This is a genomic window from Pseudarthrobacter sp. L1SW, assembly GCF_020809045.1.
Lineage (GTDB): Bacteria > Actinomycetota > Actinomycetes > Actinomycetales > Micrococcaceae > Arthrobacter.
Map to the genome: position 1 here is coordinate 1,354,442 of NZ_CP078079.1, position 24,213 is coordinate 1,378,654.

General features: G+C 67.9%; 19 protein-coding genes. 16 read left to right on the forward strand and 3 right to left on the reverse strand.

Going from position 1 to position 24,213, the window contains the following annotated elements:
* Window positions 1–23 precede the first annotated feature (23 nt).
* The 7 genes from KTR40_RS06245 (at window position 24) to KTR40_RS06275 (ending at window position 9,989) form a co-directional block, all read left to right on the forward strand.
* On the forward strand, window positions 24–728 hold the full coding sequence (locus KTR40_RS06245) for a hypothetical protein (RefSeq protein WP_139028605.1): 705 nt from the start codon (window positions 24–26) through the stop codon (window positions 726–728).
* Window positions 725–5,170: an FtsK/SpoIIIE domain-containing protein gene (locus tag KTR40_RS06250; protein ID WP_228405628.1), complete on the forward strand. Its 4,446-nt coding sequence runs from the start codon at window positions 725–727 to the stop codon at window positions 5,168–5,170. The genes KTR40_RS06245 and KTR40_RS06250 overlap by 4 nt, the downstream gene beginning before the upstream one ends.
* Window positions 5,171–5,290: 120 nt before the next feature.
* Window positions 5,291–5,896: a hypothetical protein gene (locus KTR40_RS06255; RefSeq protein WP_228406248.1), complete on the forward strand. Its 606-nt coding sequence runs from the start codon at window positions 5,291–5,293 to the stop codon at window positions 5,894–5,896.
* An 80-nt stretch (window positions 5,897–5,976) separates the two neighbouring features.
* Entirely contained in the window at window positions 5,977–8,187 is a 2,211-nt protein-coding gene (gene ligA / locus KTR40_RS06260; protein WP_228406041.1) for an NAD-dependent DNA ligase LigA, read from the forward strand.
* Window positions 8,184–8,993: an inositol monophosphatase family protein gene (locus KTR40_RS06265; RefSeq protein WP_228405629.1), complete on the forward strand. Its 810-nt coding sequence runs from the start codon at window positions 8,184–8,186 to the stop codon at window positions 8,991–8,993. Before ligA ends, KTR40_RS06265 begins: the two co-directional genes overlap by 4 nt.
* 64 nt (window positions 8,994–9,057) lie before the next feature.
* On the forward strand, window positions 9,058–9,561 hold the full coding sequence (locus tag KTR40_RS06270; protein ID WP_139028610.1) for a GNAT family N-acetyltransferase: 504 nt from the start codon (window positions 9,058–9,060) through the stop codon (window positions 9,559–9,561).
* A 47-nt stretch (window positions 9,562–9,608) separates the two neighbouring features.
* Window positions 9,609–9,989 (forward strand): RidA family protein, encoded by a 381-nt coding sequence (locus KTR40_RS06275; protein ID WP_228405630.1) that lies wholly within the window; start codon window positions 9,609–9,611, stop codon window positions 9,987–9,989.
* Window positions 9,990–10,003: 14 nt separating this feature from the next.
* On the opposite strand, the gene KTR40_RS06280 is transcribed toward KTR40_RS06275, so the two are convergent.
* The gene (locus KTR40_RS06280; protein ID WP_228405631.1) at window positions 10,004–10,669 is read right to left on the reverse strand and encodes a response regulator; all 666 of its coding nucleotides are present in this window, start codon (window positions 10,667–10,669) and stop codon (window positions 10,004–10,006) included.
* Entirely contained in the window at window positions 10,662–12,407 is a 1,746-nt protein-coding gene (locus KTR40_RS06285) for an ATP-binding protein (protein ID WP_228405632.1), read from the reverse strand. Before KTR40_RS06285 ends, KTR40_RS06280 begins: the two co-directional genes overlap by 8 nt.
* A gap of 189 nt (window positions 12,408–12,596) precedes the next feature.
* Here KTR40_RS06285 and KTR40_RS06290 point away from each other — a divergent pair, with 189 nt between their 5' ends.
* The 5 genes from KTR40_RS06290 (at window position 12,597) to KTR40_RS19005 (ending at window position 18,420) form a co-directional block, all read left to right on the forward strand.
* Window positions 12,597–14,072, forward strand: a complete 1,476-nt coding sequence (locus tag KTR40_RS06290; protein WP_228405633.1) for a CitMHS family transporter — start codon at window positions 12,597–12,599, stop codon at window positions 14,070–14,072.
* 146 nt (window positions 14,073–14,218) lie between these two features.
* A complete protein-coding gene (gene gatC, locus KTR40_RS06295; protein WP_139028615.1) occupies window positions 14,219–14,515 on the forward strand; it encodes an Asp-tRNA(Asn)/Glu-tRNA(Gln) amidotransferase subunit GatC in 297 nt (98 codons plus the stop codon).
* Window positions 14,516–14,518: 3 nt separating this feature from the next.
* Window positions 14,519–16,099 carry an Asp-tRNA(Asn)/Glu-tRNA(Gln) amidotransferase subunit GatA gene (gene gatA, locus KTR40_RS06300; RefSeq protein WP_228405634.1) on the forward strand — a complete coding sequence of 527 codons (1,581 nt, stop codon included), beginning with the start codon at window positions 14,519–14,521 and terminating at the stop codon, window positions 16,097–16,099.
* A complete protein-coding gene (gatB, locus tag KTR40_RS06305) occupies window positions 16,099–17,607 on the forward strand; it encodes an Asp-tRNA(Asn)/Glu-tRNA(Gln) amidotransferase subunit GatB (RefSeq protein ID WP_139028617.1) in 1,509 nt (502 codons plus the stop codon). The genes gatA and gatB overlap by 1 nt, the downstream gene beginning before the upstream one ends.
* 474 nt (window positions 17,608–18,081) lie before the next feature.
* On the forward strand, window positions 18,082–18,420 hold the full coding sequence (locus KTR40_RS19005; protein WP_255708672.1) for a hypothetical protein: 339 nt from the start codon (window positions 18,082–18,084) through the stop codon (window positions 18,418–18,420).
* 57 nt (window positions 18,421–18,477) lie between these two features.
* Here the strand turns inward: KTR40_RS19005 and KTR40_RS06315 are convergent, their stop codons facing one another.
* A complete protein-coding gene (locus KTR40_RS06315) occupies window positions 18,478–19,389 on the reverse strand; it encodes a LysR family transcriptional regulator (protein WP_228405636.1) in 912 nt (303 codons plus the stop codon).
* A gap of 130 nt (window positions 19,390–19,519) precedes the next feature.
* Between KTR40_RS06315 and tdh the strand changes: the two genes are divergently transcribed.
* From tdh to hutI, 4 genes are read left to right on the forward strand one after another with little or no spacing between them, the layout of a single operon-like run.
* Window positions 19,520–20,566: an L-threonine 3-dehydrogenase gene (gene tdh / locus KTR40_RS06320; RefSeq protein WP_139028620.1), complete on the forward strand. Its 1,047-nt coding sequence runs from the start codon at window positions 19,520–19,522 to the stop codon at window positions 20,564–20,566.
* A gap of 8 nt (window positions 20,567–20,574) precedes the next feature.
* Window positions 20,575–21,771 carry a glycine C-acetyltransferase gene (locus tag KTR40_RS06325; protein WP_139028621.1) on the forward strand — a complete coding sequence of 399 codons (1,197 nt, stop codon included), beginning with the start codon at window positions 20,575–20,577 and terminating at the stop codon, window positions 21,769–21,771.
* Window positions 21,772–21,812: 41 nt separating this feature from the next.
* Window positions 21,813–22,943, forward strand: coding sequence for an FAD-binding oxidoreductase (locus tag KTR40_RS06330; protein WP_228405637.1), 1,131 nt, complete (start codon window positions 21,813–21,815; stop codon window positions 22,941–22,943).
* Window positions 22,944–22,954: 11 nt separating this feature from the next.
* A complete protein-coding gene (gene hutI / locus KTR40_RS06335; RefSeq protein ID WP_228405638.1) occupies window positions 22,955–24,166 on the forward strand; it encodes an imidazolonepropionase in 1,212 nt (403 codons plus the stop codon).
* Window positions 24,167–24,213 lie beyond the last annotated feature (47 nt).

Here is a 24,213-nt window from a genome sequence, read left to right on the forward strand (position 1 = left end):
TGCCCAACGAGGAGGCACAGAACATGGGGGATCTAGCAATAGATTTCTGTGGTGAATGGTACGAGCCGTCGGACGAGGACGTCTTCAACATCGGTCGCGAAGGCGACCTTGAAGTCGACGACAACCCTTATCTTCACCGGCAGTTCCTGCAGGTGGCCCGCTATGACGGGATCTGGTGGCTCAGTAACGTGGGAAGCATGCTCTCGGCCACGGTGGCCGACGCCGGTGGAGGGATGCAGGCCTGGCTGTCACCGGGAGCCCGGATCCCGCTGGTCTTCAGCCACACGAACATCATCTTCACGGCTGGGCCCACCACCTACGAGTTTGCCGTGCACCTCAGGACTCCGTCCTTCCGCCAGGAGGCGCGCGAGGGCGACAGCAACGGCGACACCACCATCGGCCCCGTAGTGTTCACCGACTCCCAGAAGGCCCTCATCGTGGCGCTCGCGGAACCCATGCTCCGGCGGGAAGGGACCGGCTTCAGCGCCATTCCCTCCTCGGCCGCGGCTGCCAAAACTCTGGGATGGGCGCTGACCCGCTTTAACCGGAAGCTCGACAATGTGTGCGACAAGCTGGACCGCGTGGGCGTGGCTGGACTGCGGGGCGGCGGCGGCAAACTTGCCACCAACCGCCGCGCCCGGCTGGTGGAGCACGCCGTCACCTCACACCTCGTGACCCCGGATGACCTGCACCTGCTGGAGAAGATGAGGGGCGTGGACGAGGGATGAGGATCCGCCTGACCCTCCGCCGGGACCCTGCCGAAACAAAGGACCTGGCCGTCACCGTGGACGGCCTGGCCACCGTGGCCGATACCGCCGCCATGCTCTGGGCCGCGGATCCGGGGCGCAAGGGCACCCCGGTTCCGGACAACCTTTCCCTGCGCATCGAAGAGGCCTTCGTGGGTGCAGGCCTGAGCGGGAACATGCTCACCCGCACGGACAACCTCCTTGAGTCCGGGCTGCGGCCCGGCTCCGTGGTGTCCCTGGCCCAGGTGAGCGCGCAGTTCGACGTGCAGGGTGCCAGCCGCGGCCCTGCGGCCGCCACCCTCCGCGTCCTTTCGGGGCCCGACGCCGGCAGCGAGTTTTCGCTGCCCGTCGGTACCAGCTACATCGGCCGGGACCGGGACGTGGACATCCGCCTCTCGGACCCCCTGACGTCCAAGCGCCATGCCCGCATCACGGTGGGCGACGGCGTGGAAATCGTGGACACCAATTCCGCCAACGGGCTGCTGATGGACGGGTTCCCCGTCACCCGTGCCACCCTGAACTCCTCGGACACGGTCACCCTGGGGGACACCACCGTGACTGTGGTGCCGCTGGGGCACAACCAGGCGGCAGCACCGTCGTCGCCCTTGGTGAACTTCAACCGCTCACCACGCGTGGTTCCCCGCTTCGAGGAACCCAAACGCGTGCTCCCGGCCGGACCCAAGCGTCCCGAGGACCACCCGTTCCCGTACATCATGATGATCGCCCCGCTGCTGATGGGGGCGGTGATCTTCGCCGCCACCGGCAACGCGCTCTCCGTGCTGTTCATGATGATGATGCCGCTCTTCATCGTGGGCCACTACGTGGACCAGAAAATGCGGAGCAGGGGCCAGCAGAAGGAACAGCTCAAGCACTTCCGCGCCGCCATGGCCTCCTTCAGGCAGGACCTCACGGAACTGCAGCAGGTTGAACGTGCCGTCCGGCTGCAGGAAGCGCCCTCGGTCAGCGACACCGTGGACGCCATCTACAAGCTCGGTCCGCTGCTGTGGACCCACCGTCCGGAGCACACAGGATTCCTGGGCCTCAGGTTCGGCCTGGGAACGTCCCCGTCGCGGGTCCTGCTGGAGGAACCGTCGAGCAACGACACCGAGGCGCAGTACGCGCAGGAGATCCGGGACTGCCTGAAGCAGTTCCGCGACATCGAAGGCGTCCCCGTGGTTTCCCAGCTGCGCACCTCCGGGTCCCTGGGTGTTGCAGGTGCCCGCGGCCTGGTGGACGACGTCGCCCGGGGCATGGTGCTGCAGCTCGTGGGGCTCCACTCGCCCGCGGAAGTTGTCCTCGCGGCCATCACCTCCGCGCAGTCCCGGGAACGCTGGAACTGGCTGCAGTGGTTGCCGCACGTGGGTTCGGGGCACAGCCCCCTTGCCGGTGACCACCTGGCCGCCGGATCGGCGGGCGGGTCCTCCCTGCTGGCCCGGCTCGAGGACCTGCTCGACGCCAGGGAAGCCGCCGCCAAGCGCTCCGGCCCGGACCTTCGCCCCGGGCTGGACCCGGCTAAGCACGATGTTGACCAGCCTGTGCTGCCGGCGGTCCTGGTGATCGTGGAAGACGACGCCCCGGTGGACCGTGGCCGGCTCACGCGCCTTGCCGAGCGGGGCCCGGACTCCGGCGTCCACGTGGTCTGGGTGGCCACCGACATCCAGTCCCTCCCCGCAGCCTGTCGGGACTTCATGGTGGTGGACGGCGAGCACGGCACCACCACCGGGCAGGTCCGGCTCGGCAGGCACACGTACCCCGTCAGCTGCGAAAGCGTCGACGCGGAACTGGCTGCCCAGCTTGCCCGGATGCTGGCGCCCGTCATGGACGTGGGCAAACCCGTGAACGACGATTCCGACCTTCCGCGGGCCGTCTCCTACGCCACCCTGATCGGCAAGGACTTCCTGGACAACCCGCAGGCCGTGGCCGAACGTTGGACGGAAAACAACTCCGTGCACGCCAGCGCCGTGGCCAACCGCAAGGACAACGGCACCCTCCGGGCCCTGGTGGGTTCCAAAGGCATTGAGCCGCTGTACCTGGACCTGAAAAACGAGGGCCCCCACGCCCTGGTAGGCGGCACGACGGGCGCCGGCAAGTCGGAATTCCTGCAGTCCTGGGTGATGGGCATGGCGGCCGCCTACAGCCCGGACCGGGTCAGCTTCCTGTTCGTGGACTACAAGGGCGGGGCCGCGTTCGCCGACTGCATCAACCTGCCCCACACCGTGGGCCTGGTCACCGACCTTTCACCGCACCTGGTCCGGCGTGCCCTCACCTCGCTGCGGGCTGAACTCCACTACCGTGAGCACCTGCTGAACCGGAAGAAGGCCAAGGACCTGCTGGCCCTGCAGCGGGAGGCAGACCCGGACGCGCCGCCCTACCTGGTGATCGTCGTCGATGAATTCGCCGCGCTGGCCAATGAGGTTCCCGAATTCGTCGACGGGGTGGTGGACGTTGCAGCCCGCGGTCGGTCGCTGGGGCTGCACCTGATCCTGGCCACCCAGCGCCCGGCCGGCGTCATCAAGGACAGCCTGCGCGCCAACACCAATCTTCGGGTTGCCCTGCGGATGGCCGATGAGGACGACGCCACGGACATCCTCGGCGTTCCCGACGCCGCCTACTTCGATCCGGCCATCCCCGGCCGCGGTGCGGCCAAGACCGGCCCGGGCCGGATCCAGGGTTTCCAAACCGGCTACGCTGGCGGCTGGACTACGGAGAAACCGCAGCGGCCCCAGATCGACGTCGTGGAAATGGCGTTCGGCTCCGGCCCCAGCTGGGAGGCCCCGGCGCCGGAGAAACCCGAAGCGGCCGCGCCCGCCGGCCCCAACGACATCGCCAGGATGACCTCCACCATCGTCCGGGCAGCGGACGCCCTGTCCATCAACGCCCCGCGCAAGCCGTGGCTGGACGAACTCGCCAAGACCTACGACTTCTCCAGGCTGCCCAACCCCCGCACCGACGAACAGCTGCTCCTGGGAGTGGCCGACGATCCCGCCCGCCAGGCCCAGCCCACCGTGTTCTACGAACCGGACAAGGACGGCAACATGGCCATCTACGGCACCGGCGGCTCCGGAAAATCTGCTGCGCTGCGCGGCATCGCCATTGCCGCGGCCGTGACGCCCCGCGGCGGGCCGGTCCACGTCTACGGGATCGACTGCGGCTCCTCCGGGCTGAGCATGCTGGAAGAGCTGCCCCACGTGGGCGAGGTCATCAACGGCGACGACGTTGAACGTGTTGGGCGGTTGCTGCGCCTGCTGAGGGACATCGCCGAGCAGCGGTCGGCACGGTTTGCCGAGGTCCGCGCGTCCACCATTGTGGAGTACCGCAAACTGGCGGACAGGCCCGATGAAAAGCGCATCTTTGTGCTGGTGGACGGAATGTCCGCCTTCCGGGAGGCCTACGAACACAGCAGGCTGTCCGCGCTGTGGGACATCTTTCTCCAGCTGGCCACGGACGGGCGCACCCTGGGCATCCACCTTGTGGTGACCGGGGACCGGCCCAACGCCGTTCCCGCCTCCCTGCTCGCGTCCATCCAGCGCCGCCTGGTGCTCCGCCTGTCCTCCGAGGACGACTACATTTCCATGGATGTGCCCCGGGACGTCCTCACCGCTGCCTCGCCGCCCGGGCGGGGACTGCTGGACGGGCTCGAAGTCCAGCTGGCAGTCCTTGGCGGCAACTCCAACCTGGCGCTGCAGGCCCGTGAAGTGCACAAGCTCAGCGAAGCCATGCTCCGGCAGGGGCTGGATGCCGCACCCGGCATCGAAAGGCTTCCGGACCAGGTGGACCTGGATGTCCTGCCAGCCGGCAGCCCGGGACTTCCGGTCATTGGCGTTGACGACGAAACGCTGCGGCCCGCCGAGATCATGGCCAGGGGCCCGCTGCTCCTGGCCGGTCCTCCGGGTGCGGGCCGCACCGTTGCTTTGGTGACGCTCGCCTACGCCCTGCGGCGCTCCAACCCGGACACCGAGATGATCTACCTGGGTGCCCGGCGCTCCGCCGTCGCCTCGCTGCCCATCTGGAACCGGTCCGTGGTGGGTGCGGACGACCTCGCGGAGGTCGTGGAGGACCTGGTTGAACATTCGTCCGGCAACCCCGGGTCCCTGGCCTTCTTCATTGAGGGCCTGACAGAGTTCACGGACACGCTGGCCGAATCGGGCGTTGGGCAGCTGGTGGCGGTGTCCATCAAGGCCGACCAGTGGGTGGTGGGGGAGTCCGAAACCTCCACCTGGTCCTCGGCATGGTCCCTTGCGCAGCCCTTCAAATCCGGCCGGCGTGGACTCCTGCTGAACCCGGGGGACATCGAAGGGGACAGCCTGCTCAACACCTCCCTGGGCCGCGTCAGCCCGGACTTCGTCCCTGGCCGCGGCTACGTGGTGGGCCGCGGCAAGGCACGGAAGATCCAGGTGGCACTGCCCCCGGAAAACAGGGACTGACGCCCGGGCAGAACGGGGGCCGCAGATCCCGGTGATTTGCGGCCCCCAATGAGGTGTAGAAGACTACCGGGGACACCAGAAAGCCGCGGCGGGGGGACCGCGCGCATCGAAAGGTAGTGCATGACCCCGTCCGCACCAGTACTCCGCTACGTCCCGGCAACCGCAGCAGCAGCTGTCCTGGCCGCCACCTTGTGTTTCTTCCCGGACGGCCCGGCAAGCGCTGATTCCACGGAACCAACCCCGGCCGCCACAACATCTCCGGACCAATGCTTCCTGCTGCTGTGTGAGCCCCAAACCGCTGCTGATCCAAAACCCGGCGAGCCCGCACGGACCCAGAAACCAAGGGAACCGCAGAGCCCGCCGGCCCCGCCCGCTGATCCTGTGCCGGCGCCTCCGCAGCAGCCCGCCCCGCCCGTGGAGACACCCGCCGGGACTGTTCCAGCGCCGGGCGCGCCCCTGGCAGAACCGGAAGAACCAACCTCCGAACCCACCGTTTCCAGCGCCACGGAATCGGCAGTTTCCCCGCCGCCCACCGGCGCATCCAGCGGGCACGACTGGAACAAGCCCGTCACCAAGTCCGCCACGGCCACCCGGGTGGCGGCAGTAGCACCCGCAGACGGCGACGGCGGGCCCGCGCTCCTGCCGATTATCGCTGGCACCCTGTTGCTGGGCGTGGCCGCGGCCGCCTTCGCCTGGTGGGGCAGGAACCGCTTCAGGACGCACTGACAGGACCACTGAGCCATGGCCCCGTCTCGGCTAGATGGCAAGATAGGTCTGTGAGTACAGGACCAGGCCCCGCAGAACAGATCGCCACCCGCACCACGGAACCCGTCGAGCCGGAGGCTGTCCCGTCCGACTCCGTCCGCGGGGAGTACGAGGACCTGGTGGACCTGGTCAGGAAGTACCGGTTCGCGTACTACCAGGAAGACGCCCCGCTGGTCTCCGATGCCGAATTCGATGAGCTCTTCCGCCGCCTGGAGGAGATTGAGGCGCTCCACCCCGAACTCGTGGCCAACGATTCGCCCACGCAGGAGGTGGGCGGGGAAGTGTCCGCCGCATTCGCAGCCGTGGAGCACCTGCAGCGGATGTACAGCCTCGAGGACGTCTTTTCCCTCGAAGAACTCGAAGCCTGGCTCACTAAAGCGGCAGCCGGCATCGAGAAACTGGGTAACGGAACCCTGCCCGCAGCCTGGCTGACCGAGCTTAAGATCGACGGCCTGGCGGTCAACCTCCTGTACCGCGACGGAAAGCTGGTCCGCGCCGCCACCCGCGGCGATGGAACCACCGGTGAGGACATCACCCACAACGTCCTGACCATCAAGGAAATCCCGCAGGAGCTCCAGGGCAGCGGGTTTCCGGCAGAGATGGAAGTCCGGGGCGAGGTCTTCATCCCGTCCAAGGAATTCGCCGAGTTCAACGAGGCACTCATTGAAGCGGGCAAGGCGCCCTTGGCGAACCCCCGCAACGCAGCAGCAGGCTCCCTGCGGCAGAAGGACCCGGCAGAAACGGCCAAGCGCCCGCTGAAGATGTTCGTGCACGGCATCGGTGCACGGGAGGGCCTCGAGGCCCGCAGCCAGTCCGAAACCTATGACCTGCTGAAGGGGTGGGGCCTTCCCGTCAGCCCCTATTCCGAGGTGCTGGGCAGCCTGGACGAGGTCCTGGAATTCATCAAGCGGTACGGGGACAAACGCCACAAGCTGCTGCACGAGATCGACGGCATCGTCATCAAGGTGGATGACTTCGCCACCCAGCGGGCGCTCGGTTACACCACCAGGGTGCCGCGGTGGGCTGTCGCCTACAAGTACCCGCCTGAGGAAGTGCACACCAAACTGCTGGACATCCAGGTCAACGTGGGCCGCACCGGCCGCGTGACGCCCTTTGGCCTCATGGAGCCGGTCAAAGTGGCGGGCTCGACAGTGGAGATGGCCACCCTCCACAACCAGGACGTGGTGAAGGCCAAAGGCGTGAAAATCGGCGATATCGTGGTGCTGCGCAAGGCCGGCGATGTCATCCCGGAGATCGTGGGCCCCGTCCTTGCCCTCCGGGACCAGCAGGACCCTCCGGTCCGGGATTTCGTGATGCCCACCGAATGCCCCTCCTGCGGCACCCCGCTGGCCCCGGCCAAGGAGGGCGACGTGGACATCCGGTGCCCCAACGCCAAGTCCTGTCCGTCCCAGCTGCGGGAGCGGGTGTTCCACCTGGCCGGCCGCGGAGCCTTCGACATCGAGGCCCTTGGCTGGGAGGCGGCCATCGCACTGACCCAGCCGGCCGAACCCGAGGTTCCTCCGCTCACCTCGGAAGCTGCGCTGTTCGACCTCACCCCCGAGGACCTGGCCGGCGTCCGGATCCGGCGCGAGAAACGGTCAAAGGGCGTCCCCACCGGGGAATACGAACTTGTGCCCTACTTCTACAGCAAGGGCACGGCGAAGACCCCGTCCAAGCCAACGGCCACCACCGAGAAGCTCTTCAAGGAACTGGACAAGGCCAAGGCCCAGCCGCTGTGGCGGGTGCTGGTGGCCCTGTCCATCCGGCACGTCGGGCCGCGGGCCTCGCGCGCGTTGGCGACGGCGTTCGGCAGCATGGACGCCATCCGCCAGGCGTCCGAGGAAGACCTGGCACATGTTGACGGCGTAGGCCCCACCATCGCCGCAGCGCTGAAGGAATGGTTCGCTGAGGACTGGCACCGGGAGATCGTTGACCGCTGGGCAGCCGCCGGGGTCCGGATGGAGGACGAACGCGACGAGTCCATGCCGCGGACCCTGGAAGGACTGACCGTGGTTGTCACCGGGTCCCTGCCGAACTTCAGCCGCGACGAGGCCAAGGAAGCCATCCTGGTCAGGGGAGGCAAGGCGGCAGGTTCGGTGTCCAAGAACACCAGCTACCTGGTGGCCGGCGAAAGCGCCGGCACCAAACTGGACAAGGCCGAGCAGCTCGGCGTTCCCGTGCTGGACGAGGACGGCTTCCGCCGGCTCCTGGCCGGCGGCCCCGCCGCCCTGGAAGGAAGCGCCGACTCATGACCAGCCCCACGGAACTGCTGGAGATCGCCAAGGCGGCCGCGGCCGCGGGCGCCCGGGTCCTGGCCGGCAGGAACGCCAAGGAACTGCAGGCCAGCAACAAGGGCGACGCCGGCGACTGGGTCACCGCGTTCGACGTCGCCGCTGAGCACGCGGTGCGGGACGTCATCTCGGCAGCACGGCCGCGGGACAGCATCACCGGTGAGGAGCATGGAACCACCCGGCCGCAAGCACCCAGCGGTTACCGCTGGTCCATCGACCCGCTGGACGGCACCACCAACTTCATCCGCAACATCGTCTACTACGCCACGTCGGTGGCGGTGGCGGATGCCGACGGCGTCTGGCTGGCCGGCGTCGTCAACGCCCCGGCGCTGGGCCGCACCTACTACGCCGCCAGAGGCCACGGCGCCTGGCTTGAGGAAGGCGGCAGGGTCACCCGGCTGGACGGGCCCGTTCCCGGCCGGAAGGGGCAGATCCTTGCCACGGGCTTCAGCTACGATCCCGCCGTCCGCGCCGAGCAGGCTGCCTTCCTCGCCGAACTGCTGGACGGTTTCGCGGATGTCCGGCGGCTGGGGTCCGCGGCCCTGGACCTGTGCCTCGTTGCGGACGGCACCCATGACGCCTATGGAGAGCGCGGCCTCAACGAGCACGACTTCTCCGCCGGGGCGCTGATCGCGGAAGAGGCCGGCTGCTGGGTCCGGCGGCCCCGCCTTGCCAGCCCGCTGGAGGGTGGCCCCACGGACGGGGACCGGCTGGACGCCTGGACCTGCGCCGGCGGCCTGGAGCTCTCCGGCAAGTTTCCGCTCTGATAGTTCGGTCACGGAAGCTGCCGTTTCGCCGGGGGTTACCGGGCAGTACCACTACCATTGACGGGTGCAGCCGCAGATAACAGTCCGTCCCGCCGTCGCAACAGATTACGACGCCGTTGCCCGCATCACGCGTGATTCCTACCTTGCGGCGGGCTACTTCGAGGACGCCAACCACCCGTACATGCGCAAGGTCCAGGACGTTGCGCTGCGGGCCGGAAGCGCCACCATCTGGGTGGCCGAGCGGGACGGCGAGGTGGTCGGTTCGGTGACGCTGGCCCGTGCAGGGGAACCGTACGCGGACATCGCGCTGGAGGATGAGCTGGAGTTCCGGATGCTGGTGGTGGACCCGGCGGTGCAGCGCAGCGGTGCCGGCAAGGCCATGGTGGCGGCCATCATCGAGTACGCCCGGTCGCTTCCCGGCATCAGGGCCGTTGCCCTGACCACGGGAGCAACCTGGGAGAGCGCCCACGGCCTGTACCGCAAGACAGGCTTCAGCCGGGTCCCGGAGCGTGACTGGCTGGTCCCCGGAACTGACATAAAACTGCTGGTTTACCGGCTGGACCTGTAGCGGCCCTACAGTGGTGCCGACCCACTCCAGTTTTGAAAGGCACCACCATGCGCAAGACCTTCGGCACCGGCTCCGTCTGGGAGCAGACCCTCGGCTATTCCCGGGCCGTCCAGGTGGACAACACCCTCTACATCTCAGCCACCGCTGCCAGCGGCGAGGACGGGATCGTGGGCGAGGACTTCTACACCCAGACCCAGTACATCCTCCAGAAGCTCGGCAAAGTCCTGGCCGACGCCGGCTTCAGCTTCGAGGACGTGGTCCAGTCCAAGCTGTACCTCACGGACATCAGCAAGTGGGAAGACGCAGGCCGGGCCCACGGCGAGGTTTTCGGCGACATCCGCCCCACGCTGTCCCTGGTGCACGTCCTGCCGTTCCTGGACCCCAGGATGCTCGTGGAAATCGAGCTTGTGGCGCAGAAGGCCAGCTAGCAGCGAGCGGGTTTTTAGGACGTTGCCGGCAGGCCGTAGCGGTGCTCCGGCCTGCCCGTGGTCCCGTAGCGCAGCTGGATGTCCACGGCGCCGTCGTCCGCCAGGGAGGACAGGTACCGCTGGGCGGTGGCGCGCGAGACGCCCACCCGGCCGGCCACCTCCGCTGCCGAATACTGCTCCCCGGGCACCAGCGATTCCAGCACCGCTGCCTCCGTGGCCGAACGCGGTTTTGACGACGGCGTGACATCGCCCGGGATCAGGGCCCGCTTGGCACGCTCCACAGCGTCCTGGTCCAGCGCCCCGGGCTGCGCCAGCAGGCGCCGGTACCGGGCATAGGACCGCAGCTGGCGGGACAGGGCTTCGGACGTGAACGGCTTCAGCAGGTAGCCCAGGGCTCCGCGGCGGAACGCCGTCCGGACGGAGTCGGCATCGGAGGCCGCGCTCAGCATGATGGTGTCCACGTCCAGCTGCTGGAGCAGGTCCAGGCCGGAGGCATCCGGCAGGTAGACGTCCAGCAGCACAAGGTCCGGCCGCAGGCTGTGGATGGACTGCAGGGCCAGCGACGCCGTGCCCACCGGGGCCAGCGCCAGGAATCCTGCCACGGAATCCACATATGCCGCGTGCAGCTTGGCCACATGGAAGTCGTCGTCAACGATCAGCACCCGAAAGTCTTCAGGCATTGGTGTCCTTTCCGGTTGCCCCCGTGATGTTCCTGCCGGCCCGTCCCGCGGTTGTTCGCGGCAGCGTGGCCATGAAGACTGCCCCGGGTCCACCTGTGGTGCCCGGATCCAGCAGTTTGACGTCCCCGCCGCGGCGCCGGGCCAGCTGCCGCGCCAGGGCCAGCCCAAACCCCTGGCCGCCGCCGCGGCCGTTCCGGGCCAGCGGCCCGGACGCCGTGCTGAACCCTTCGGCGAAGAAGGCCTCCGGGTCCGTTCCCTCCGCCAGCCCGTCACCCGAGTCGGCGACGACGATGTGCAGCGTGCCGCCGTCGTCGTCCGGCTCGTCCAGCACCTCCAGCTCAACCCAGCGGTCCGCCGAGGAGCCGGCCACCGCAGCGTTGACCGCGTTGTCGATCAGGTTGCCCAGTACGGTGGTGACGTCCTGGGGTTCTGCAACCTGACCGCGGACCAGGGTCTCCGGGCCGATCCGCAGGGCCACGCCCCGCTCGTCCGCCTCCACGCCCTTGGCCCCCACGAACGCCTGGAGGTAGGGGTCCTGGAGCAGTTCCGCCTGGTCCACCGGGAACTTCAACGGGCCGGTGGCAGCCAGCCGGGCCAGGTACTCGCGGGCCTGCTGGTGCTGGCCGATGCTCATGAATCCGGCGATGGTGTGCAGCTGGTTGGCGAACTCATGGCGCTGGGCCCGCAATGCGGTGGACATGGTTCCCACGGCGTCCAGCTGCCGGGTGAGCTGCTGCAGCTCGGTGCGGTCCCGCAGCATCACCACCCAGCCCAGGTCCTCCCGCCGGTGCAGGGCCTTGCGGGCGTTGGCCACCAGCACCCGCCCGCCGGCCACCAGTTCCAGGGCCTCCGGGCCGGGACGTTTCGTTCCGTCGGACCCTGGCCGGGTCAGCGACTTCAGCTGGTCCGGAACCGGCGCCTCGTCCCAGCGGCTTCCGGCGAGGTCCGGCAACCCCAGCAGCCGCTGCGCCGCGGTGTTGAACACGCTGATCCGGCCGTCGGCCGAAACGCCAATGACGCCGTCGTCCACGCCTTCGAGCACGGCCACCTGGTCGTGGACCAGCGTGCTGATCTCTTCGGGTTCCAGCCCCAGGGTGAGCCGCTGCAGCCGGCGGCGCAGCAGGAAAGACCCCAGGACGCCGGCGAGCAGTGCGCCGGCCGCCGTGACGGCCACCGGACCGATATCGCGGGCCAGGCTCTGTCCCACGGTTTCCATGGAGTAGCCCACGCTGACCTCGCCCACCACGGTGGTGCCGTCCGGAGCGTAGACGGGAACCTTCGCCCCCGCGGAGGGTCCCAGCGTCCCTGTGTTCCGGGTGGTGACCTCCCGGCCGGCCAAGGCCTCGGACGGATCGGTGCTGACCTTCTCACCGAGCCGCTGCCGGTCCGGGTGGGCCAGCCGGAGGCCGGTCTCGTCGGTAATCACCACGAACAGGGCACCGGTCCGCGCCCGCGCGGCTTCGGCTGCCTCCATGAGGGGGCCGGCGGCCAGCTGGGACGGCGGGGGAGTGCCCGGCTGCTGGCTGATGGCCAGCACGTCCGCCCGCACCGAAGCGTCGGAGGCCACCGTGCGGGCCAGGGTCAGCGCCTGGTTCTCCGCCTCGCTGCCCACGCGGTCGTAGGTCAGCCACGCATGCACCGCAGTGCTGAACAGGACAACCAGCAGCACCACGGACAGTTGCAGCAGGAGGGTCTGGGTGGAGAACCGCAGCGGCGCGCGCCGGCTGGAACGCTGCATGATCCTCCTCGACGGGTGGCGGCGGGCCAGGGTTTCGGCGCCTAAGCGCCGTGAGCACAATGAGCAAAATGCTCCCAATAAGCAGTATGCCAATCAATTGAGCCAAAGGCACCGCCGTGACGGCGGCCACCCTACAGTCTGTAGCACGCGTCACACCGCTGTGCCGCTGTTCACAAGAAGGAGCCGGCCGTGCTGGTATTACTTGGATTCGCCATGATCGCGGTATTCATGGTGCTGATCATGACGAAGAAGTTGACGCCAGTGCTGGCGTTGATCATCGTCCCCACTGTTTTTGGTCTTTTTGCGGGCGCCGGCCTGGGCATCGGAGACATGGTGATGGACTCCATGAAGTCCATGACCTCCACCGCAGCCCTGCTCATGTTCGCCATCATCTACTTCGGCCTGATGATCGACGTCGGGCTCTTTGATCCGCTGGTCCGGTTCATCCTCCGGAAGCTGGGGAACGACCCCGCCAAGGTTGTCCTGGGAACCGCCATCCTCGCCGCCGCCGTATCCCTGGACGGCGACGGCTCCACCACCTTCATCCTCACCACCGCCGCGATGCTGCCGATCTACCTCCGGCTGAAGATGAGCCCCGTGGTCCTCACCTGCGTGGCGGGCCTGGCCAACGGCACCATGAACATCGTGCCGTGGGGCGGCCCCACCGCCCGTGCAGCCACCGCCCTGAAGATCGACGTCAACGACGTCTTCGTCCCCATGATCCCGTCCCTCCTCGCGGGCATCGCCGTCGTCATGGCCTTCGCGTGGGTCCTCGGACTGCAGGAGCGCAACCGCCTCCGCGCCACCCACCCTGAAATCTGGGCCGTACCGGAAACTGCTGAAGGGTTCGACGGCGGCGCGCCGGCGGGCGGCAGCGGCAGCTTGGGCAACGCTTCAGGCCGCGGACGCAAGGCGGGAAACCCCGGCGGAGCAGCCCCCGCCGTCGGCAGCTCTTCCGTTGCAGTCCTGGAACGCGCCGAAGCTCCCGCGGACGCGCAGGACGCCGGGCTGGCGGACACGGCCCTGGACCCCAACCGCGCCACGCTCCGGCCCAGGCTGTTCTGGTTCAACCTGGTCCTCACGGTGGCCGTGATGGGGATGCTCATCGCCGACCTCGTGCCCCTGCCGTACGTCTTTATGGTGGGCTCGGCCATCGCCCTGCTGGTGAACTTCCCCCGTGTCAAGGACCAGGCCACGCAAATCGTGGCCCATGCGCCGTCGATCGTTGCCGTGGTCAGCATGGTCATGGCTGCGGCAGTGCTTACCGGCGTCCTGACCGGTACCGGCATGGTGGAAGCGATGTCCGCGTGGCTGGTGCAGATCATCCCGTCCAGCATGGGCCCGCTGATGGCCGTCATCACCGGCGTCCTCAGCATCCCCATGACGTTCTTCATGAGCAACGACGCCTTCTACTTCGGCGTCCTGCCGGTCCTGAGCGAGACCGCCGGCCACTACGGCATCAGCGCTGCGGAAATGGCCCGGGCATCCATCACGGGCCAGCCCTTCCACATGCAGAGCCCGCTGGTTCCCGCCATCCTGCTCCTGGTCTCGCTGGCGAAGGTGGACCTAGGCGACCACCACAAGAAAGTCCTGTGGCGCAGCGCGGTGGTGTCCCTGGTCATGCTGGGAATTGGCATGCTGACTGGAGCCATCGGAATCGGTTAGTCTGTAGTTGCCGTGTGCTGCCCCTTGTGGCTGGCACCACGGTATGAAGGTGCCCGTCTGACGCCCGCTGGGGGTCGTCAGACGGGCATCTCCGTTTCCCCACTAGAATGGATCGGAAATCAATTCAAACTTTGCAGGGGAGATCCATGGCTGCGATCAACCGTGACGATGTTGCGCACCTCGCGCGCCTCGCTCACATTGAGATGAGTGCTCAAGAGCTGGACAGGATGGCCGGAGAACTCGCCGTCATCGTTGATTCGGTCAAGTCGGTCAGCGAAGCCGCGGGGGACGATGTCCCGGCAACCTCGCACCCGATTCCGCTGGCCAACGTGTTCCGCGAGGACGTGGTGGGCCACACCTTCACGGCGGAACAGGCACTCTCCGGCGCGCCGGACTCCGATGACAACCGTTTCAAGGTCCCGGCAATCCTGGATGAGGCATAACCCATGACTGACACCAACACACTCATCCGCCTCTCCGCCGCCGAGCTGGCCGAAAAGCTCGCAGCCGGCGAGGTCACCTCCGTCGAGGTCACCCAGGCGTACCTGGACCGGATCGCCGAGGTGGACGGCGGCGCACGGGGCGTCAACGCGTTCCTGCACATCAACGCGGAGGAGGCGCTCGCCGTCGCCGCCGAGGTGGACGCCATCCGCGCCGCCGGCGGGGCCGAGGCCGAAGCCCTGCATGTCCTCGCGGGCGTGCCCATCGCCGTGAAGGACCTCATCGTCACGGTGGGCCAGCCCACCACCGCGGGATCGAAGATCCTCGAAGGCTGGCACAGCCCGTACGACGCCACCGTCGTCGAGCGCCTGCGCGCCGCGAAGATGCCCATCCTGGGCAAGACCAACCTCGATGAGTTCGCCATGGGCTCCTCCACGGAGCACTCCGCTTTCGGTCCCACCCGCAACCCGTGGGACCTGGAACGGATTCCCGGCGGTTCCGGTGGCGGCTCCGCTGCCGCGGTCGCTGCCTTCGAGGCCCCGCTGGCCCTTGGCACCGATACCGGCGGGTCCATCCGCCAGCCCGGCGCCGTCACCGGCACCGTGGGCGTGAAGCCCACGTACGGCAGCGTGTCCCGCTACGGGGCCATCGCCATGGCGTCCTCGCTGGACCAGATCGGGCCGGTTTCCCGGACCGTCCTGGACTCCGCGCTCCTGCACCAGGTCATCGGCGGGCACGATCCCCGCGATTCCACCTCGCTGCCGGACCCGCTCGCCGACCTCGTTGCCGCTGCGAAAACGGGCAATGTTGAGGGCCTCCGGATCGGCATCATCAAGGAACTCCACGGCGAGGGCTACCAGGCCGGCGTCGAAAACCGCTTCAACGATGCCCTGGAACTGCTCAAGGAGGCCGGCGCGGAAATCGTTGAGGTGTCCTGCCCCAACTTCCAGTACGCCCTGGGCGCCTACTACCTGATCATGCCTTCCGAGGCGTCCTCCAACCTCGCCAAGTTCGACGGCGTCCGGTACGGCCTGCGCGTCCTCCCCGAGGAGGGCCCCATGACCATTGAACGCGTCATGGCTGCCACCCGCGCCGCCGGTTTCGGTGATGAAGTGAAGCGCCGCATCATCCTGGGCACCTATGCGCTGTCCGCCGGCTACTACGACGCCTACTACGGTTCGGCCCAGAAGGTCCGCACCCTGGTACAGCGCGATTTCGACGCCGCCTTCACCGTGGCAGACGTCCTGATTTCGCCCACGGCCCCCACCACGGCCTTCCGCCTTGGCGAGAAGCTGGACGATCCGCTGGCCATGTACCTGAACGACGTCGCCACCATCCCGGCCAACCTTGCCGGCGTTCCCGGGCTGTCCCTGCCGGGCGGCCTGGCGGACGAGGATGGGTTGCCCGTGGGCATCCAGCTGCTGGCCCCTGCCCGCGAGGACGCCCGCCTGTACCGGGTGGGCGCCGTCCTGGAATCGCTGCTCGAGGCGAAGTGGGGCGGCCCGCTGCTGGCGCAGGCCCCGGCCTTGGCCGCCGCCGTGGCCCGGCCTGTCGAAACCCTTGTTGGAAGCCAGGAGGCAAAATAATGAACACTGACGCAGTCCTGAGCTTCGAAGAGGCCATGGAGAAATACGATCCCGTCCTGGGGTTCGAGGTCCACGTGGAGCTCAACACCAAGACCAAGATGTTCTCCTCCGCCCCGAACGTGTTCGGCGACGAGCCCAACACCAACGTGAACGAAGTGGACCTCGGGATGCCCGGCGTCCTGCCGGTGGTGAACAAGGCCGCGGTGGAGTCCTCCATCAAGATCGGCCTTGCCCTCAACTGCAAGATCGCCGAGTCCTGCCGCTTCGCCCGGAAGAACTACTTCTACCCGGACACCCCCAAGAACTTCCAGACGTCCCAGTACGACGAACCCATCGCGTATGACGGCTACCTGGATGTCGAGCTGTCCGATGGAACCGTGTTCCGGGTGGAGATCGAGCGCGCCCACATGGAGGAGGACGCCGGCAAGCTGACCCACATGGGCGGGGCCACTGGCCGCATCCACGGCGCGGACTTCTCCCTGGTGGACTACAACCGCGCCGGCGTGCCGCTGGTGGAGATCGTCACCAAGCCCATCGAGGGCGCCGGTTCCCGCGCGCCCGAGCTGGCTAAGGCCTACGTGGCGGCAGTCCGCGAGATCGTCAAGAACCTGGGCGTGTCCGACGCGAAGATGGAACGCGGCAACGTGCGCTGCGACGCCAACGTGTCGCTCCGCCCGCACGGCCGTGAAAGGTTCGGCACCCGGTCCGAGACCAAGAACGTGAACTCGCTGCGCGCCGTCGAACACGCCGTCCGCTACGAGATCCAGCGCCATGCCGCCGTCCTGGACGCCGGCGACCCTGTCATTCAGGAGACGCGCCACTGGCACGAGGACACCCGCACCACCACGTCCGGCCGTGCCAAGTCCGACGCCGACGACTACCGCTACTTCCCGGAGCCGGACCTGGTCCCCGTTGTTCCGTCCCGCGAATGGGTCGAGGAGCTCCGGGCCACCCTGCCCGAGCCGCCGGCCGCCCGCCGCAAGCGCCTCCAGGCCGACTGGGGCTACTCGGACCTGGAATTCCGCGACGTCGTGAACGCCGGTGTGATGGACGAGATCGAGGAAACCATCGCCGCCGGCGCTTCGGCATCGGTTGCCCGTAAATGGTGGATGGGCGAGATCGTGGGCCGCGCCAAGAACGCCGACGTCGACCCCGGCCAGCTGGGTGTCCAGCCCGCCACCATAGTGGAGCTCGCCCGCATGGTGGAAGCCGGCAAGATCAACAACAAGATGGCCTCCGAGGTGCTGGACGGCGTCCTCGCCGGCGAGGGCACCCCTGCGGAGATCGTGGAGAAGCGCGGCCTGGCCGTGGTCTCCGACGACGGGCCCCTGCTTGAGGCCATCGACGCCGCACTGGCTGCGCAGCCCGGCGTCGCGGACAAGATCCGCGGCGGCAAGGTCCAGGCGGTCGGCGCGATCGTGGGCGGGGTCATGAAGGCCACCCGTGGCCAGGCTGACGCCGCCCGGGTCCGCGAGCTGATCCTGGAGAAGCTGGGCGTCACCGTCTAGCCCTCCCACCCCAACTGGGTAGCGCTAAGTGTCGTTTTGACCGCCCATAACGACACTTAGCGCTACCCAGTTTTGTTTTAAGTACTCAGGTGCGTGTGCCGCGAAAGTACTTATGTTCTCTGGCCGGCCGTGGTCCTACACTGAAGCGCAGGGCACCGCTCCGGGGACAACCAGGCCCTGCCGGTGCCGTGAAGGATGCTGTGGGAGGAGCAACATGTCCGTCCGGGACCCGTTAAAGATTCGCAAGGCCGTGCTGGCGGGGGCTGTGGCCCTGACCCTGACGGGGGCTGGGGTGGCCATCGCCTGGGCCGCCGACTCGCCCCCACCTTCCCCGTCGCCGTCGCAGTCCGCGCCCGGGCGGTCGGACCGGCCGGCCAAACCGGACAAGTCCCAGCGCCCGCAGCACCTGCACAGCGAGGGGGTGGTCAGAAAGCTGACGGCACCTTCCAGACCGTCCTCGAGCAGCGCGGCACGGTGGACGCTGTCAGTGACAGCTCGATTACCGTCAAGAGTGAGGACGGCTACTCGCAGACTTACGCGGTCAACGCCGAGACGAAGATCAAGCGGGTGCCGGCACCTTCTGCAGACGGCTCTTTGGCAACGCCCGACGGCGGCAAGCGGCTTAAGCCAACCGACGGGACTATCGCGGACATCGCCACCGGGAGCACGGTCCGGATCTCGGGGGTCAAGAACGGGGACCAGGCCACGGCGGAGCGGATTGTTGAGGGTGCCGGTGACCATCCGGGACTCGGGCTGGGCCGGGGCCACGAAAAAGGCCACGGCATGGGGCACGGCAAGGGGCACGCAAAGTAGGTAGCGCCAAGTGTCGTTTTGGGGCCCCAAAACGACACTTAGCGCTACTTAGTTGGGTCAGCCCCGGTCCACGAGCCCGGCCATGATCTCCTGCAGCGCCTCGGACACAACCATGACAGAACGGCGCTTCAGGTTTTCCGGCCGGGCCAACAGGTCGATCCGGCGCCGGGTGCTGATTCCCGCCAGCGGCCGGAGCACGATGTCCGGGTTCAGCACCGGGCCCGCCGTGTACCTCGGAAGCAGGCCCACCACTCCGCCGGCGGCAACCAGTGCCGCCACCGTGGAGTAGTCGTTGATCCGGTGGACGATGTTCAGCTCACGGCTGGAAACCGCGGCGACGGCGGACAGCACGTCGGCGGGGGAGTATCCGGTGTGGCTGGTCACCCAGGCCTCGCCGCCCACGTCCTCTGCCGTCACCGCAGCCTTGGCCGCGAGGGGATGCCCGGCCGGCAAGGCCACATCCAGCGGTTCGTGCGCCAGCGGGATCACGGTGACCCGCTCGGCCGGCCAACGCGGACTGTGGTCCATCCGGTGGGCCAGGACCAGGTCATACCGGGCGGTCAGGGCGGGGAAGTCCTGCTGGGCCACGTCTTCATCTGACAGTTCGATCCGCGGCTGGCCCGGAGCATCAAGGATTCTGGCCAGCGGCGCGAACACCGCCTGCCCCGCGCTGTGGAAGCCGGACAGTGTGACCCTTCCTGCCGCGGTATCGTGATAGCCGCCGATGGCAGCACGCGCCTCGGCCATGGCACTGACGACGGCGGCCCCCGCGTCGGCCAGTACCTGGCCTGCCTCGGTGAGGACCAGGTTGCGGCCCTCCTTGCGCGTCAACGGCACGTCGATGGTCCGCTGGAGCAGCGCCAGTTGCTGGGAGACAGCGGACGGGGTGACCATGAGGGTGTCGGCCACTGCCTTGACGCTTCCCAACGCCCCGAGCTCCCGGAGGATTTCAAGCTGGTGGATCTCCATCACGCTAGTCTACGCATTAGGAAAGCTACATCGTCGATTGAGAATTTCGTTGTTGTGCTAAAGCTTCTGCCTCGCTGTAATGGGGAGGGCAGCACCTGCCGCTGACACAGGAACAAGAGTGAGGAAGCCGATGAAGGCTTTGTACAAGGCCGGCCCACAGGCGGGCTTCGAGCTGGTGGAGCGCCCGGAACCGCAAGCCGGCCCCGCGGACGTGAAGATCCGGGTCATGACCACCGGGATCTGCGGCACCGACCTGCACATCCAGTCCTGGGACTCGTGGGCGCAGGGGATCATCGAAGCACCCCTCATCCCCGGCCACGAGTTCTACGGCGAAGTGGTGGAAGTCGGCGAGGACGTCCGGGACGTCAAAGTGGGCGACCGGGTTTCCGGCGAAGGCCATGTTGTGTGCGGAATCTGCCGCAACTGCCGCGCCGGCAGGCGGCAGATGTGCATCCACACCGTGAGCGTAGGCGTCCAGCGGGACGGTGCGTTCGCCGAGTACGTGGTGATCCCGGAAACGAACGTCTGGGTCCACCACGATCCGTCCGTCACCCCGGAACTCGGTGCCATCTTCGACCCCTTCGGCAACGCCACGCACACTGCGCTGAGCTTCCCGCTGGTGGGCGAGGACGTACTCATCACCGGTGCCGGGCCCATCGGCCTGATGGCCATCGCCGTCGCCCGCCACGCCGGCGCCCGCAAGATCGCCATCACCGACGTGTCCCGGCCCCGGCTGGACCTCGCCCGCCAGCTCGGCGCCGACCTGGCCATCGACGTCTCCACCACCCGCGTCCGCGATGCCCAGCGCAGCCTGGGCATGCGGGAGGGGTTCGACATCGGGATGGAGATGTCCGGCCACCCCGGCGCGCTGCCCGAAATGATCGACAACATGAACCACGGCGGCCGGATCGCCATGCTGGGGCTGCCCAGCCAGGACATCATCATCGACTGGGGCAAGGTGGTCACCCACATGCTCACGCTCAAAGGCATCTACGGCCGCGAAATGTATGAGACCTGGTACGCCATGAGCGCCATGCTCTCCTCCAACCCCGTACTGCACGCCGGAATTTCCGCCGTCGTCACTGACACCCTGCCTGCCGGCCAGTGGGAAAAGGGCTTTGACCTTGCCCGCAGCGGCGCAGGTGGCAAAGTTGTCCTGGACTGGACCCAACTCTAAGGAACGCCATGTATACCTCCATCAAGGACCAGCTCCGCACCGAGCTGGAGGACATCCGCAGCGCGGGCCTCTTCAAGACCGAACGCAGCATCAGTTCCCCGCAGTCCAGCCACATCACCGCCGGACAGATTGGGCAGCAGGGCGCTGATGTCCTCAACTTCTGCGCCAACAACTACCTCGGCCTGGCGGACCATCCGGACATCATCCGCGCGGCCAAGGACGCCATGGATGAGCGCGGCTTCGGCATGGCCAGCGTGCGGTTCATCTGCGGCACCCAGGACCTGCACCTGGAACTCGAAGCCCGCGTTTCCCGGTTCCTGGGCACCGAGGACACCATCCTGTTCTCCAGCTGCTTTGACGCCAACGGCGGGGTCTTCGAATCCCTTTTCGGGCCGGAGGACGCCATCATTTCCGACGCCCTGAACCACGCGTCCATCATCGACGGCATCCGCCTCTGCAAGGCACAGCGCTACCGTTACGCGAACCAGGACATGGCGGACCTGGAGGCGAAGCTTGTTGAGGCGAAGGATGCCCGCCGCAGGATCATCGTCACGGACGGGGTCTTCTCCATGGACGGGTACCTGGCTCCGCTTGAGGCCATCTGCGGCCTCGCCGAGAAGTACGACGCCATGGTGATGGTTGACGACTCGCACGCCGTCGGCTTCATGGGAGCCACCGGTGCCGGCACGCCCGAACACGCAGGGGTATCGGACCGCGTCGACATCTACACCGGCACCTTCGGCAAGGCACTGGGAGGCGCGTCCGGAGGCTATGTATCCGGCCGTGCGGAAGTGGTGGCCATGCTCCGACAGAAGGCCCGCCCCTACCTCTTTTCCAACTCGGTGGCCCCGGCGATCGTCGCTGCCACCATCAAGGCCCTGGACCTGGTGGAGAACTCGGCGGACCTGCGGCGCACGCTCTTCGAGAACGCGGCCCTGTTCCGCCGCCGGATGACGGAGGAGGGCTTTGACCTCCTGCCGGGCGAGCATGCCATTGTTCCGGTCATGTTCGGCGACGCCGTCCTGGCAGCCAAGGTGGCTGACCGGATGCTGCAGCATGGCGTCTTTGTCACCGCGTTCAGCTTCCCGGTGGTTCCGCGGGGTGCCGCGCGGATCCGGGTGCAGCTTTCAGCTGCGCATTCAGCGGACGACGTCGAAGCCTGCGTGCGTGCCTTCGTCGCCAGCCGTGCCGGGGTGGCAGGCTAAAGACACGAAACACCGGGCACCAACTCTGCGAGGATGGAGAAATGGCAGCACATTACGATGTCCTGATTGTGGGCGGCGGCATTGCCGGCCTGTCCCTGGCGTCCGCGCTGGCGGGCAGCTGCAGCGTGGCGCTGGTGGAGGCGGAGCAGGAGCTGGCATACCACACGTCGTCCCGCTCGGCCCGCCAGTTCATCCCCAGCTACGGACCCCCGGTTGTCCAGGAACTGACGGTGCGGACCCTCGAGCTGATTGCCGCCCGTGATGCCGAGCTGCCTGAACCCGTCCTGGCGCCGCGCAGTTTTATGCTGATTGGCTCCGAGGACGCAGTGGCAGCCGAAGCCAGCGGGCACATGCATCGTATTACCCCTGCTGAAGCCCTGGAGCTGTGTCCGGCGCTGGTCCCCGGCACATTCGAAGCGGCAGGACTGGACTCCGGCTCCTTCGGCTGCAACGCGCCGCTGCTCCTGGACGACCACCGGCAGCGAGCTGCGGCTGCCGGGGCGGACATCATCACGGGCGCCAGGGTGCACACCGCGCAGCGCCTCGGCTCCGGCTGGCAGGTGGGGGCCGGGACGGAGGGTTTCCAGGCCGGCGTCCTGGTCAACGCGGCCGGCGCCTGGGCGGACGAACTCGCCGTCATCAGCGGCGTGGAGAAGCTCGGGCTGCAGCCGTACCGGCGCACTGCGGCGATTGCCGCCGTCGGACGTCCCCTGCCTGAGCACAGCCCCATGGTGGCGGCAGCGGACAACACGTTCTATTTCCGCAGGGACGGCGACGACGTCCTCATCTCGCCGTCGGAGTCGGAGCCGAGCGGGCCGGAGGACGCCCGTCCCCGGCCGGGAGACATTGAGCGACTGGTGGAAAGGCTGAACCGGCTAACCACCCTTGGAATCAAGGACATCCGCCGGGCGTGGACAGGGCTGCGGACAGAAGCGGCCGACGGCGTCCCGGTGGCAGGATTCGATGCCGAAGCGCCTGGCTTCTACTGGCTCGCCGGCCAGGGCGGCTACGGTTTCCAGACCTCTTCAGCCATGGCTGAGCTCGCTGCAGCCCAGATCCTGGCCGGCAAGGGCGGGGACGAGGCGGCGGGAGGCGCTGGCGCGGCGGGGACGGGTCCGGCATCCCGGACAGCGCAGGCGCTGGCGGCCACCCGCTGGTCCGTCCGGCGCTGAAGAATGGCTGTATGAGTACGCTGATCACCAATATCGACGAGCTGATGACGCAGGACCTGGAGCACCGGGTCCTCAAAGACGCCGCCGTGGTGATTGAAGGCGAACGGATCTCCTGGATCGGTGGTGCAGCGGATGCTCCCGCCGCGGATGACGCCGTCGACGCCGGCGGCCGGGCCCTCCTTCCCGGCTGGGTGGACTCCCATACCCACCTGCTGTTTGCCGGCGACCGGACGGCAGAGTTCGAGGCCCGGATGGCGGGGGAATCCTACTCGGCAGGGGGGATAGCCGTGACCATGGGCGCCACCCGGGCCACGTCCGATTTCGACCTCACCCGCCTGGCGCTGGGCCGCGTGGCCGAAGCTGTTTCACAGGGGACCACCTACCTCGAGACGAAGACCGGCTACGGCCTGGACGTCGAGCACGAGGCCCGGAGCGCGCGCATCGCGTCCACAGTGGCGGACCAGGCCACCTATCTGGGGGCGCACCTGGTCCCCGCCGGGCAGGACGCTGACGACTACACAGATCTCGTGTGCGGCCCCATGCTCGCCGCCGTCCGGCCATACGTGCAGTGGGCCGATGTGTTTTGCGAGACGGGGGCGTTCACGGCGGAGCAGTCCCGCCGGGTCCTGCTGGCCTGCCGCGATGCAGGGTTGGGACTGCGCGTCCACGGCAACCAGCTCAGCGAAGGACCCGGCGTCCAGCTTGCCGTGGAACTGGACGCCGCCAGCGTGGACCACGTGAACTACCTCGCGGACAAGGACGTGGACGCACTGGCCGGAACCTGGGCCGGCTGGGATGCCGGCAGCGGAGCAGGCCGCCGGGGAACCGTGGCAACGTGCCTGCCCGCCTGCGACCTCTCCACGCGCCAGCCGCTTGCGCCCGCGCGGGAGCTGCTGGATGCGGGCGTGCAGGTGGCCCTCGCCTCCAACTGCAATCCGGGCACGTCCTACACAAGTTCCATGGCGTTCTGCGTCACCACGGCGGTGCTGCAGATGCGGCTCAGTGTCCATGAAGCCGTCCGTGCTGCGACGTACGGCGGCGCCCTCGCCCTGCACAAGGACCAAGGGCACGACGCCGACGGCGAGCGTGCGGTGGGGTCGATTGCCGTCGGCCACCGCGCGGACCTGCACCTGCTGAACGCTCCCTCGGCCACGCACCTTGCCTACCGGCCCGGCATGCCCCTGACGTACGCTGTATGGCGGGCTGGCCGCCGGATACGGTAACCGCACCCCTTAATTGACGTAAGTTGATCATAAGGGTTCTGTTATGA